At 70.6% G+C, this 13,150-nt stretch carries 10 protein-coding genes; 4 read left to right on the top strand and 6 right to left on the bottom strand.

Annotated features, from left to right (window positions below; all coding sequences use genetic code 11):
• Positions 1–1,520: AIR synthase-related protein (locus tag VB777_RS10625; protein ID WP_323248817.1), on the top strand; the 1,520-nt coding region annotated here is incomplete at its 5' end.
• A gap of 1,375 nt (positions 1,521–2,895) precedes the next feature.
• Here the strand turns inward: VB777_RS10625 and VB777_RS10620 are convergent.
• Positions 2,896–4,356: a CCA tRNA nucleotidyltransferase gene (locus tag VB777_RS10620; RefSeq protein ID WP_197158026.1), complete on the bottom strand. Its 1,461-nt coding sequence runs from the start codon at positions 4,354–4,356 to the stop codon at positions 2,896–2,898.
• Between the two features lie 64 nt (positions 4,357–4,420).
• Here VB777_RS10620 and VB777_RS10615 point away from each other — a divergent pair, with 64 nt between their 5' ends.
• Together VB777_RS10615 and VB777_RS10610 are read left to right on the top strand one after the other, a co-directional pair.
• Positions 4,421–5,449 carry a KpsF/GutQ family sugar-phosphate isomerase gene (locus VB777_RS10615; RefSeq protein ID WP_231598102.1) on the top strand — a complete coding sequence of 343 codons (1,029 nt, stop codon included), beginning with the start codon at positions 4,421–4,423 and terminating at the stop codon, positions 5,447–5,449.
• Positions 5,446–6,021, top strand: a complete 576-nt coding sequence (locus VB777_RS10610; RefSeq protein ID WP_231605481.1) for a KdsC family phosphatase — start codon at positions 5,446–5,448, stop codon at positions 6,019–6,021. Before VB777_RS10615 ends, VB777_RS10610 begins: the two co-directional genes overlap by 4 nt.
• On the opposite strand, the gene kdsB is transcribed toward VB777_RS10610, so the two are convergent.
• Together kdsB and VB777_RS10600 are read right to left on the bottom strand one after the other, a co-directional pair.
• Complete coding sequence (kdsB, locus tag VB777_RS10605) at positions 5,982–6,875, bottom strand: 3-deoxy-manno-octulosonate cytidylyltransferase (RefSeq protein WP_231598100.1); 894 nt, start codon at positions 6,873–6,875, stop codon at positions 5,982–5,984. The two genes, VB777_RS10610 and kdsB, sit on opposite strands and share 40 nt — an antisense overlap.
• A gap of 5 nt (positions 6,876–6,880) precedes the next feature.
• Positions 6,881–7,591 (bottom strand): hypothetical protein, encoded by a 711-nt coding sequence (locus VB777_RS10600; protein ID WP_197158029.1) that lies wholly within the window; start codon positions 7,589–7,591, stop codon positions 6,881–6,883.
• A gap of 57 nt (positions 7,592–7,648) precedes the next feature.
• On the opposite strand from VB777_RS10600, the gene kdsA reads away from it, so the two are divergent.
• On the top strand, positions 7,649–8,458 hold the full coding sequence (gene kdsA / locus VB777_RS10595) for a 3-deoxy-8-phosphooctulonate synthase (RefSeq protein ID WP_197171192.1): 810 nt from the start codon (positions 7,649–7,651) through the stop codon (positions 8,456–8,458).
• Here the strand turns inward: kdsA and VB777_RS10590 are convergent.
• From VB777_RS10590 to VB777_RS10580, 3 genes are all read right to left on the bottom strand, one after another.
• A complete protein-coding gene (locus tag VB777_RS10590; RefSeq protein WP_323248814.1) occupies positions 8,440–9,708 on the bottom strand; it encodes a hypothetical protein in 1,269 nt (422 codons plus the stop codon). The genes kdsA and VB777_RS10590 overlap by 19 nt on opposite strands.
• 396 nt (positions 9,709–10,104) lie before the next feature.
• A complete protein-coding gene (locus VB777_RS10585; RefSeq protein WP_323248812.1) occupies positions 10,105–12,504 on the bottom strand; it encodes a UvrD-helicase domain-containing protein in 2,400 nt (799 codons plus the stop codon).
• Positions 12,501–13,150 (bottom strand): glycosyltransferase (locus tag VB777_RS10580; protein ID WP_323248810.1); only part of this gene is annotated, 650 nt, incomplete at its 5' end. The genes VB777_RS10585 and VB777_RS10580, both read right to left, overlap by 4 nt.

The raw sequence follows: 13,150 nt of genomic DNA, 5'->3' as shown, positions 1-13,150 counted from the left end.
CGGCTGATCTGGCCTGCACCGGCAGCCGGGCCCCGGCCTGGCTGGCCGCCGCGGGTCTGCCGGTGGAGCCGACCTCGGGCCGGGTGATCACCGATTCGAGCCTGCGGGTGATCGGTGAGGCGACGATCTTTGCCAGCGGAGATTGCGGCCTGATTGGAATAGATCCGCGTGCGGCCTCGGGGGTCTGGGCTGTGCGGTCTGCGCCGGTGCTGGCCACCAACCTGGAGCGCAGCCTGATCGGGCGCCCCCTGCGGCCCTGGCGGCCCCAGCGGCGGGCCCTGCAACTGCTGGGCCTACCGGGGCCTCCCCGCCAGGCGGTGGCGCTGTGGGGCCCCTTGGCGATTGGGCCGGCGGGGTGGCTCTGGCGCTGGAAGGAGCAGATCGACCGGAGTTTTCTGGAGCTGTTCACGGCCCTGCAGCCGATGCAGACCGCCAATGGCGAGCCGATGGCCTGTCGCGGCTGCGCCGCCAAGCTGGCCGCGGCGCCCCTGACCGCCGCCCTGGCCCGCGTCAGTGGCAGCAGCCATCCACCGGCGCCGGAGGATGCGGTGGAACTGGGCCGCGGCGCCAACGGTGAGCATTGGCTGCAGAGCGTGGATGGGTTCCCAGCCCTGCTGAGTGACCCCTGGCTGAATGCCCGGCTCACAACCCTGCATGCCTGCAGCGATCTCTGGGCCTGCGGTGCCTCGGTGCACAGCGTTCAGGCGGCCGTGACCCTGCAGGCTGTGGGGCCCAGCCTGCAGGAGGAGCTGCTGGTCCAGACCCTGGCCGGGATCCGTTCGGTGCTGGAGCCAATGGAAGCAATCCTGCTCGGCGGCCACACCCTTGAGGAGCGTCTGGAGCTGTCTGACGGGGTGGGTGCAGCGGCACAGAGGCAGGCCGCTGCTGAGCCACCCGGCCAACGGATCACCCTGGTGCTCACAGTGAACGGCGTCGCCCCGCCAGAGCAGCTGTGGCCCAAGGGCGGCCTGAGCCCCGGGGATCAGCTGCTGATCATGAAGCCGATCGGCAGTGGCGTGCTGTTTGCCGCCGCCATGGCCGGCGCGGCCCGGCCGGAGTGGATCGCCGCGGCCCTGGCCGAGATGCAGCGCAGCCAGGCGGATCTGGTGCCGCTGCTGGCGCGTCACGGCTGCCGGGCCTGCACCGACATCACCGGCTTCGGGTTGCTGGGACACCTGGGCGAGATGCTCGGGATCGGTCGCGGCGAAGGACCCCCTCCCTTGGCCGTGCGGCTGCGCGCCGCTGCGGTACCCGCCCTGGCCGGTGCTCTGGAGCTGCTGGAGGAGGGCTTCGCCAGCAGCCTCGCCCCCGACAATGCGGCAGCCCTGGCCACGCTGGACGGCCCGATCCGACTGGACCAGCCAGCCCCAGGCTCCCGGTTGGGGCTGCTGATCGATCCGCAGACCTGTGGCCCCCTCCTGGCCGCTCTGCCGGCGGCCCAGGTCGCCGATGCCCTGGAGGCCCTGGCAGCAACCGGGTTTGAACAGGCCAGCGTGATCGGTGAAGTGGTCGAAGCCTGATCGAGGCCAAGCGCCCGAGCAGCGGTGACCGCTGCGGCTATGGGGGCCTGTGCTGGAATCCCCCCCGACAACGTTGCGGCCAGACCTGATCTCCGCGCAGCCCTGCCTATGGCCACGACTTCTGCCGTGATCGCGTCCGAAGACACAGCTCCGCACGGCAGGAGTCCACGCCGGTGGGGCTGGCCGGGCGAGGGGGCGACGGATTGGCTGGATGCCCTGCTGCCGCTGATCTTCGCCCTGCAGCTGTTCCGCTCCCAGGAACTGCTCGCCACCGGCCTGCTGCTGATCTGGCTGGCCCTGCGGCTGGTCAGTCAGGCGGTGCGGCAGGTGCGGCAGAGGCCGGCCGGAACCCCCTGGGCGGCCCTGATGCTCGGGCTGCTGCTGGTGAACGTGCGGGTGGTGCTGTTCGGCGAGGAGAGCAGTCCCTCCGGCCCCAGCGATCTGCTGATGGTGGTGCTGGGCCTGGCTGCCGGTGCCGGTCGGCGGCCAGCCTCCTGGCGGGCCTCGTTGCAGTGGATCGGCCTGGCGACCCTGCCTGTGGTCGTGCTGCTGGCCCTGCACTGGCCCGGCAGCCTCGACTTCAGCACCCCCCTGGAAGTCGTGCTGGAACAGAAGAAGGTTGGGATTGGCGGCCTGAATCGCGTCGCCACCCTGGCGATGCTGTTCAGTGTCTGCGCCGCCTATGGCGGGCTGCTGGAAAAGACCGGCTGGAAACGCCTGGCCCTGCTGGCCACGGCGCTGCTGGGCTATGGGCTCTGCCTGCGCACGGGATCACGCCTGGCCCTGCTGGCACCGCTGCTGGCCATGGCGATGGCGTATCTGATCAGTCGGGCCCGGGGCCGGTTGAAGGCCGGCCAGGCAGCGCTGCTGGCCCTGGGCGGCTCCGCGGCCCTGGCCGCCGTGATGAGCCTGTGGTGGTTCGTGCTGGCCCCCAGCAGCGGCCGCAATCTCCTCTCCGACCTGGGCCGCCTCAAGGCGGCGGAGTGCTACGGAGGCATCGCCTTTTCCGGTCAGAACCGCTTTCTGTACGGCATCGGCTTCGGCACGCGGGCGCGGGAGTTCTGCGCTGAGGCCACCGCCCAGGCGCGCGGTGACGGCTGGCGGCCGATGGGCCATGCCCACAACAGCGTCGCCCAGATCCTGGGCGAAACCGGCAGTCTCGGCCTGCTGGCACTGGTGCTGCTGCTGGTGATCCTGGTGATGGCGATCAGGTGGCGCCTGCGGCACACACCGTTGCGACTGGCCTGGGGACGCGACGGCACCACCCTCACGGAAGCGGCGATCGCCCTGGATCTGCTGCTGCTGTTCAACGCCCTGGCCACCACGGTGTTCCTGATCAATCCCGCCAGCCAGTGCCTGATCGGCTATCTGGCCGTCACCGCCTTGTGGGGGCTGCCGGACGCCGCAGTACCCGAGCCTCCTCCAGCTGATCGATGGCTTCCAGCCGGGCCTGGCGCAACCGCATCCCCAGCTGGGGACCAGGCGTCACACCCTGAGCCAGCAGATCCTTCGCAGACAACGGCGACCTGACATGGCGCCAGAGCAGCCACCAGCGCAGCAGGGGCCGCCGCCGGGTACTGCCACTGCCGCAGGCGAGGGCCAGGGCGACCGCCTCGGCTGAAAGCCCCGGACTCTCCAGCAGCTGGGTCCACTGGGAGGGCTCCGCTGGGCCATCGGCCGGAGCGGAAGCCGCCTCCGCCAGCCGCTGCAGCAGCAGCAGCCACTGACTGAGCAACTTGTGCTGGCGATGGGGCAACTGCAGCCGCTCGGCCAGGGCGAGGGGATCGGCGGCAGCCGCCACCAGGGCCGCCGGCAGGGGCAACCCGAAGCGCTGGGCCCACGCCAGCCGCCGCGGCCAGGTTCGATCCGCCTGGATCCGTTGATCAAGCAGCTGCAGCGCCCCCCACCCCTGCAGTGCCGTCAGAGCCCGGCGCCAGGCCTCCCTCTCCAGCAGCAGCTCCAGTTCCATGCGCAGCCGGGTGCCCAGGGCCGAGGGAGCCTGCCCCGGCGGATCGCCCGGCCGCCACCCCCAGGGCCAGGTGGCCAGGGTGCTCTGCAGTTGTTCCAGGCTCTCCGGGGCCAGCGTGAAACCGAGGCGGGCGACGTAGCGGGCACCTCGCAGCACCCGGGTGGGGTCATCGCGGACGCTGGCGGCGTGGAGAAAGCGGAGCTGGCGCCGGACCAGATCCCGTTGGCCGCCGTGGGGATCCAGCAGGCAGCTGGCATCCGGTGGGGAGGCGGGATCACCACGGCAGGGCACCAGCAACAGGGCCATCGCGTTGATGGTGAAGTCCCGCCGGGCCAGATCGTCATCGAGGCTGCCGTAGCGCACCCGGGGGTTCTCGCCAGGCACCGGGTAGCTCTCTTGGCGCGCACTGGCCAGATCAAGCAGCAGCGGCTGGTCGCCCGCCTGGAGGGCCTCACCGTGACAGGCGCCGAGATCCAGCTCCAGCTCCACCGTGCCGTAGGCACCGTGCTCCTGGAGAAAGGGCACCAGCTGGGGCCCCAACTGCTGCCGTAACCGGCGGGCGAGCCGATGGGCCGCCGGCGGCCGTTCCAGCGCACTGACCCGCTCCGGCTGGGAGTCTTCGGGAGCTGGCTGCCAGCTCCCCTCGATGGCAATAGCGGCCTCGGGGCTGGCTGCGGGCCAGCTGACCCCGCCCAGACTGGCCTCTTCCACCACCAGATCCAGGTCGGGCAGCCCCCGCCAGGGATCGTGGTGCACCCGGTGCAGCAGCAGATCGCGCACGGCACCGCCCACCAGGGCGAGGCGATGGTGCACGGCGGCCTGGCGCAGCAGGGGCAGCAACTGGGGCGGCAGGCCCGGGATCTCCATGACGCGCAAGCCCCGTCCAGACCGGAGATGGGGAGAATGGGCGCATCATGAAGGAACTGCGCCGGTGTCGGCCCTGACGCGCTGTCTGGAGGAGGAGGCCGGGGCGATCGCCGCCGCGGCCGGTCGCCTCGATGCCGGCCAGGTGGAGGCGGCCCTCGCGCTGCTCGATCGCTGCGCCGAGGATCGGGCCAAGCTGGTGATCACCGGCGTGGGCAAGAGCGGCATCGTGGCCCGCAAGATCGCGGCCACCTTCTCCTCGATCGGGCTGATGGCGATCTACCTCAGCCCCCTCGATGCCCTGCACGGCGACCTGGGGGTGGTGGCGCCGCAGGACGTGGCCCTGCTGCTCTCCAACAGCGGTGAAACCCAGGAGCTGCTGGAGATCCTGCCCCATCTGCAACGCCGCGGCAGTGCCCGCATCGCCCTGGTGGGCCGGCTGGACTCCAGCCTGGCCAGGGGCTGCGATGCGGTTCTGGATGGCTCGGTGGACCGGGAGGCCTGTCCGCTCAACCTCGCCCCCACCGCCAGCACCGCGGTGGCGATGGCGATCGGCGATGCCCTGGCGGCGGTGTGGATGGAGCGGCGCGGCATCTCCCCCCAGGACTTCGCCCTCAACCATCCGGCCGGCAGCCTCGGCCGCCAGCTCACCCTGCGCGTCGGCGACCTGATGGTGCCGGCCGACCGTCTCCACCCCCTGGCTCCGTCGGCGGATCTGCCGGCGGTGATTGCCCAGCTGACGCGCGATGCCATCGGCGCCTGCTGGGTGGCACCCCCTGACGAGCCCGAACGGCTGGCGGGGCTGATCACCGATGGTGACCTGCGCCGCGCCCTGCAGGCCCATGGCCCCGGCACCTGGGCCACGCTCACGGCCCGCGACCTGATGACCGCCGATCCGATCACGGTGGGGCCTGGCCTGCTGGCGGTGGAGGCGCTGGAGCGGATGGAGCGGAACCGCCGCAAGCCGATCTCGATCCTGCCGGTGCTGGCCAACGCCGGCGGCAGCGCCGATCAGGACAGGCACCTGCTGGGGCTGCTGCGGCTGCACGATCTGGTGCAGGCCGGCCTCACCAGCGGGCGGAGCCCGCAGCCATGATCGGCGCCCTGGAATGGATGCGACAACGGCGGCGCTGGCGACAGCTCGGGCCTCGCCTGGATCAGCTGCGCCTGGTGGTGCTCGATGTGGACGGGGTGCTCACCGACGGCGGTCTCTGGTACGGCCCCAACGGCGAGCTGTTCAAGCGCTTCGATGTGCGGGACGGACTGGGGATCCGCCTGCTGCAACAGGCCGGGCTGGAGGTGGCCCTGCTCAGCGGCGGCATGGGCGGTGCCACCGAGGCCCGGGCCCGCCATCTCGGCATCCGCCATTGCCTGGTGGGAGTGAAGGACAAACCCGCCGCCCTGGCGCGGCTGCTGGAGCAACTCGACCTGGAGCCAGCCAGCACCGCCTTTGTGGGCGACGACTTCAACGACCTGGCGGTGCGCCCCTGCGTGGGGCTGCTGCTGGCCCCGGCCGATGCGGCCCCACCCCTGCGGCGGCAGGCCGATGCTGTGCTCGAGCGCAACGGCGGCGACGGGGCCGTGCGGGAGCTGGTGGAGCGGATCCTGGGGCGCCGGCCGCATTGGCGTCAGCTCTGTGCCGAGGGATGGCGCGACCGCAACGACTGAACGGCGATGTCCTGAGCCACGGGGCCTCCTGCGGCGTTCATCTGGGCCGCGATCCCCCTGGCCTGTTCGAGCTGTTCCGCCGTATCCACCGACAGGGAGTCGCCCTCCACCGGGAAGGTGCCGATGCCGATGCCCGCCTCGATCAGCCGCAGCTGTTCCAGCTTCTCGACCTGCTCCAGGGGCGAATGGGGCAGCGCGGCCCAACCGGCCAGCACATCGGCGCGGTAGCCATAGAGGCCCACATGCCCCCAGTAGGGGGCGTGGTCGGGCCAGTCGGCCGGCTCCACATCGCGCACGTGCGGGATCGCCGAGCGGGAGAAGTAGAGGGCGCGGCCATCGGCGGCCAGCAGGGTCTTGACCACATTGGGGTTGTGGACCTTGGCGGCGCTGAGGCGATAGACGGGCGTGAGCACCTCCGGCAACGGCCGGCGCCGCCCGAATTCAGCGGCCATGGCATCGATCACGGCGGGATCGAGAAAGGGTTGATCCCCCTGCACATTGATCACCAGGGTGGTCTCGGCACTCAGGGGCGCCGTCCCGGTGTCGGCCATGGTCAACAGGGTCTGCACCACCGAGGCGATCCGGTCACTGCCGGAGGGGCAGTCGGCGCCGGTGAGCAGGGCCGGGAAGCCCCAGCCGGCCGCGGCGTCCACCAGCTCCGGGCTGTCGGTACAGAGCACCACGGCGGCGGGGGTCTCGGCGGCGGCGCAGCGCTCCAGCACCCGCCGCAGCATCGGCTGGCCGCCGATGTCGGCCATCACCTTGCCGGGCAGACGGCTGGAGGCGAGCCGGGCCGGTACCGCCACGATCGTGGGCAGCGGCGAGGCGGCATCAGGACTGACGGAACGAGGCACGCGGATCACTCCCACAGACGGGAGGCGGCATCGCGGGCCGCGAACCACTCCGCCGCCAGCGCCTCCCCCATGGTGCGTTGCTCCCGGAACCAGGGGCCGCCCAGGGTCCAGTGCAGCAGTACGGGTCCCCCCTCGACGGCCGATCGCTGCGGCGGAGGCTGCACGGCCACCAGATGGTTCCAGCGATCGGGAAGGGCACCGATCTCGTGGTCACCAGCCAGCCAGTGGAAGCGGTGCAGATCGAGGCCGGTGGCCGTGTTCACGTAGTCGGGCGTGAGGGCGGTGCAGCGGCCGGCCTGGAACAGGATCAGCGAACTCCAGTTTTTCTTCGGGTAGGCGCTCTGCACTTCCCCCTGGAACTTGCGGGTTTCGGCCGGCACATGCTCGTGCTGCACACAGAGCACGGCATAGCGCTCGTCGCGCAGCGCCCAAAGTTCGGCGATATCGCCGCGGCAGAGCATGTCGCAGTCCATGAAGATCCCCCAGCCGCGGTAATCCATCAGGTGTGGCACCAGGAAGCGGCTGAAGGAGAAGGCGGTGCTCTGCTTGGGATCCCGGGCGCGCCAGTAAAGCCCCTGGGCCTCCAGCTGCGGCGTGACCAGCGGCGTGATCGCCAGAGGCGCCGAGCTGTGCTGATAGAGGCTGTCGATCAGCACCGTCACGGCGGCCCGCTCCCGCGGATCCACGCCGATGAAGATCGGGATGGGCTGGGTCATGGGGCGAGGCTAGGGCGATCCTGCACCTGGCCCGACCCGAGGCCTGACCCTGCCGCCATGACCTTCACCCTGATCGCCGGCCCCTGTGTGATCGAGAGCCGCGAGCTGGCTCTGGAGATCGCCGCACAGGTGAAGGCCATCACCGACCGACTGGGCATCCGCTACGTCTTCAAGGCCAGTTTCGACAAGGCCAACCGCAGTTCCGGCGGCTCCTTCCGCGGCCCCGGCGTGGGCGATGGCCTGGAGGTGCTGGCCGAGGTGAAGCAACGCTTCGGGCTGCCGCTGCTCACCGACATCCACGAGAGCCACCAGGCCGCACCCGTGGCCGCGGTGGTGGACGTGCTGCAGATCCCCGCTTTTCTTTGCCGCCAGACCGACCTGCTGCTGGCCGCCGCCGCCGCGGTGCAGGGCACAGACAAGACGATCAACGTCAAGAAGGGGCAGTTCCTCGCCCCCTGGGACATGGCCCAGGTGGTGCGAAAGCTGCGGGAGGCCGGTGTGGAGAACCTCTGGCTCACCGAGCGCGGCACCAGCTTCGGCTACAACACGCTGGTGGTGGATTACCGCAGCCTGCCCCAGCTCCACGACCTGGGCTGCCCGGTGATCTTCGATGCCACCCATTCGGTGCAGCAGCCCGGCGGCCGGGGCAGCAGCACCGGCGGGCAGCGCGAGTTCGTGGCGCCCCTGGCCCGGGCGGCGGTGGCCGTGGGCGTGGATGGGCTGTTCATGGAGGTGCACCCCGACCCCGATCGGGCCCTCAGCGACGGGCCGAACATGGTGCCTCTGCACCGCCTCGAGCCGCTGCTGGAGCAGCTGTTGGTGATCCGTGCGGCCGTCGCGGCAGGCTTTCAGCCCTCCAGCCTCTGAGCGGCTGCGGGCCAGTGGCAGCGATAGAGACGCAGGTGAGGCCGGCTGGGCAGGTCGCGGCGGCAGGCATAGCCCAGCTCCTCAACCCGGGCGAGGGCTGGATCGATGCGACGCTGCACGGAGTCCGGGCCACCGGTCTCGGCCAGCACCAACCGATCGGGGGGCTGCTGGCGGCGCAGCAGACGGCGCAGATCGCGCAGATCGCCCCAGGAATCCAGGCCCGGCGGGGCAGCACGGGGCGGTACGGGGCCTGGTGACACCGGAGCTGGATTCACCGTACCGGCCTGACGCAGCAGCCGCTCGGCCGTGCGGAAATGATGGGCCCGTGGACTGATCCGCACGGGTGTGTCCTGACTGACCAACACCAGCAGGCGGAAGTCGTTCATCTCGCGGGATCCCTGAAACACGCCTCCCGGTTGCAGGGGGCGGAAGGAATCCACCCAGAAGGTGAGCACCAGGGCCGTGGCCAGGGCCAGCGGCAGCAGCCGCAGCAGGCGGCTGGCCGGAGCCGGTAGAGACGCAAAGGCCAGCGCCACCACGGGAACCGCCGCAGGCAGCAGAACCACGAAGTAGCGGGGGTAGGCGATGGGCTTCACGAACGACACCCCCACCACCAGCAGCACCAGCAGGCCGCCGGAGAGCAGACCAGACCCGTCCAGCCAGGCCAGCCAGGGGCGTTGGATACCAACGCCAAGGCCAGCCTCTGCCGTGACACGCCGGCGGCACAGCACCAGATAAAGCGCTCCCATCGCCAGAAGCAGGGCCAGCTTCGGCAGCGGCCAGGGTCCCAGGGCCCGCGCCAGTACCTCCTCGGCCATGCCGCCATCGGGCCTGCCGATCCACTCGCCGGCCTCCGATCCCTCCAGCAGATAGCGGCGGCTGTGCCAGATCCAGGCGAGGCTCGGCAAGGCGGCCACGAGGCAAACCGCGGCGCTCTCCAGCCGCAGCCGCAGCGGCCGCCAGGGCACCGTGAGATCGGTGATCGCCAGGGCCACCCCGTAGAAGAGGCCGTAGTAGTGGGTGAGGCTGGCGGCCAGGGCCAGGGCCAGGCCGTAGCCGATGCCATCGGCGGGCTTACCGCCCTGGTACCAGCGCCGGCGGCAGAGAAGGGCCAGGGCGATCCAGAGCACCAACAGCGCATACCCCTTGGCCTCGATCGAGAAGCGAATCGGGAAGGGGCTGCAGAAGGCCAGGATCACGGCCAGCGCCACAGCCAGATGGCGCCGTGGGGGTGCCAGGGGCCTGGCCATCTGAGCCACCTGGGCCACGATCACCCCCCCCACCCAGCAGATAGGACCCCCAGGAAAACAGCCGCAGGAACACGGTCGTGTCGGGCACCAGCTGCCCCCAGAGCCAGAGCAGGCCGTAATAGAGGGGCGGGTGGGTGTCGGTGGTGAGATAGGTGAACAGATAGGCCAGTGAGGGCTGAAACGACTTGCGGGCCGTGCTGAGCTCATCGCCCCAGAGGCTGGTGGCATCCACCAGGGCCAGGGCCCGCCCGGCAAACAGCACCGCCACCCCAAGGCTCAGCCAGACGAGCCAGCGCAGCCCCGGTCCTGCGCTGGGGCGGTTGGTGGACGTCTCCTGCAGGGCGGTGTCAGGCAGAGTCGGATCAGAGTGCATGGTCGGATCCCAGGGATCGCCGCTCAGGCCAGCGGCTCGATCGGCGCCAGGCGCGGATCGAGGATCTTCGGGCCCATGCCTTCAAATTTCACGGCGATCGAGATCTTCTCGCCACTGCCGAACAGATGGGTCACATGGCCATCCCCGAAGGCGGCATGGCGCAGCCGGTCACCCACCACCCAGCTTCGGGCCGCACCGGCGCGGCGCCGCACCGCATTGGTGGCGGCGCCGGCCTCCCCACCATCAGCCACGCGGCGGGACTCCTCGCGATCGACACGGGTGAGCCGATCAAGCCGCTGCTCCCGGCGCAGGGCCGCACCGCCGGAGCGCGGAATGTCGCCCTGCACCAGCTCCTCGGGCAGTTCCGAGAGAAACACCGAGGGCACCGCCGGCTCGCGCATGCCGCCCCAGAGGCGCCGCTCGCTGGCATGGGAGAGAAACAGACGCTCCTTGGCACGGGTGATGCCCACGTAGCAGAGGCGGCGCTCCTCCTCCAGGGCGGCGGGATCCTCCAGGGAGCGGTAGCTGGGGAAGAGGCCCTGCTCCATCCCCACCAGAAACACCACCGGAAACTCCAGCCCCTTGCTGGCGTGCAGGGTCATCAGCGTCACGCGGTCCTGGTCGGTGTCCTTGCTGTCGGCGTCGCTGGCGAGGGCGGCCGAGGCCAGGAACCCCTCCAGATCCCCCTCCTCGTTCTCCTCCTGGTACTGCAAACCGGCATTCACAAGTTCGTTGAGGTTGCGGCGCCGGTCCTCGGCTTCATCGGTACCGGCGGCGATCAGCTCGGCCAGGTAGCCGCTCTGCTCCAGCACCCGCTGCACCAGCTCAGAGGGAGGAGCGTCCTGGATGCGGCGCTGCAGATCCGTGATCAGTTCATGGAACTGCAGCAGCCCCTTGGCCGAACGGCCGCCGAGCGAGCGCACCGCCTCGGCATCGCTCACCACCTCCCACAACGGAATCCCCAGCTGATTGGAGGCATCGGTCAGTCGCTCGATCGTGGTCTTGCCGATGCCGCGGCGGGGCACATTCAGCACCCGCAGCAGGCTCACCGTGTCGGCCGGATTGACCAGCAGCCGCAGATAGGCGAGCACATCCTTGATCTCGCGCCGGTCGTAGAAGCGCAGACCGCCCACCACGATGTAAGGGATCCCCCAGCGCACCAGGGCCTCCTCCATCGCCCGGCTCTGGGCATTGGTGCGATACAGCACCGCCATGTCACCCCAGCGCAGATCGGGATGGGCGGCCTCGAGCATGCGCATGCGGTGCACCACCGCCTCGGCCTCGGCGATCTCGTCGTCACAGCGGGTGAGGGTGATCAGCTCCCCCTCGCCGCGGGTGGGGCGGAGGATCTTGTCGATCCGCTCGCTGTTGTGGGCGATCAGGGCGTTGGCCGCCTCCAGGATCGTGGCGGTGGAGCGGTAGTTCTCCTCCAGCTTCACCATGGTGCTGGTGGCCTCATCGGCAGCGCCGTCGCCGAAATCCTCCTGAAAGCCCATCAGGATCGTGAAGTCGGCGGCGCGGAAGCTGTAGATGCTCTGGTCGGCGTCGCCCACCACGAACACCGAGCGCCCCGCCCACTCCTCAAAGGCGGCGGGGTCGCGCCCATCGGTGACCAGCAGCTTGATCAGGTCGTACTGGGTGCGGTTGGTGTCCTGGTATTCGTCCACCAGCACATGGCGAAAGCGACGATGCCAGTAGTTCCGCACCTGCTCGTTCTGGCGCAGCAGCTGCACCGGCAGCAGCAGCAGATCATCGAAATCGAGGGCGTTGTTGGCGGCCAGGGCGCGGCGATAGAGGCGGTAGGCCTCGGCCTCCTTGCGGCCCCGCACCCCCTCCGCCCTGGCCTCCAGCTGCTCCGGCAGCCAGCCCTGGTTCTTGGCATTGCTGATCGCCCAGCGCACCTTCTTGGGCTCGAACCGCTTCGGATCCAGACCCAGCTCCTGGGTCACGATCTCCTTCACCAGGGTCTGGGCGTCGCTCTCGTCGTAGATCGAGAACTGCCGCGTCCAGCGCAGGCCTTCGGGGTCGTGGAACTTGTCGATATCGAAGCGCAGCAGCCGCGCGAACAGGGCGTGAAAGGTGCCGATCCACAGCTCCTTGATCACCTCGCGGTAGATGCGGCTGCGCAGCTGCTTCTGCTGCACCAGCGGCAGGGTGCTCCAGGGCTGGCCGAACTGGCTCTGGGCCAGCTTCTGGGCCAGCAACAGCTCCAGCCGCTCCTTCATCTCCCGGGCGGCCTTGTTGGTGAAGGTCACCGCCAGCAGATCGGCCGGATCGACGCCGTGGTGGCCGATCAGGTGGGCGATGCGATGGGTGAGGGCGCGGGTCTTGCCGCTGCCCGCCCCCGCCACCACCAGCAGGGGACCGGTGTGGTGGTCCACCGCCCGGCGCTGGGCGTCGTTGAGGCCGGCAAGAAAGCTCACGGGCTGAGGCTATCGCCGGGCAGAGGCGCCGGCGTGGCCGCCACCTGTTCGATCAGGCCCTGCAGGGCCTGCAGGTGGTGCTGCACCGTGAAGTGCTCCTGGCAGCGGCGCCGCCCCGCCGCCCCCAGCCGGCCGGCCAGGGCCGGGTCCTCCCCCAGACGGCGGATGGCCTCCGCCATGGCCGCCACGTCACCCTCCTCCACCAGCAGGCCCGTCACCCCGTGCTGCACCACCTCGGGGATGCCGGCGTGGCGGGTGGCCACCACCGGCAGGCCACTCAGCTGGGCCTCCAGCACCGCCACCGGCGATCCCTCCTGATCCCCATCCGGTGCGGTGAGCGAATGCTGCAGGAAGGCCCGCGCCCCCCGCAGCCGCTCGGCGATGGCCGGCGGCGGCAGCAGGCCGGAGAAGATCACCCGATCGCCGAGGCCGAGGTCGCTGGCCCGCTGACGGGCCCGGGCCAGCAGGGGCCCCTCCCCCACCATCTCCAGCCGCCAGTCGGGATGGCCGGCGCTGGCGCGGGCGAAGGCCTCGAGGCTGAGCAGCGGCCCCTTCTTGGCCACGAACCGACCCACCGCCAGGAAGCGGGGCGGGGCCGCGGCGGGATCGGCGCCGGCGAAGCGGGCGGGATCGGCCCCCGAGGGGC

The sequence above is a fragment of the Synechococcus sp. CCY9202 genome (assembly GCF_034931685.1).
Lineage (GTDB): Bacteria > Cyanobacteriota > Cyanobacteriia > PCC-6307 > Cyanobiaceae > CBW1002.
The sequence above is the reverse complement of the archived record's forward strand: the minus strand, read 5'-3'. Positions and strand labels throughout refer to the sequence as shown.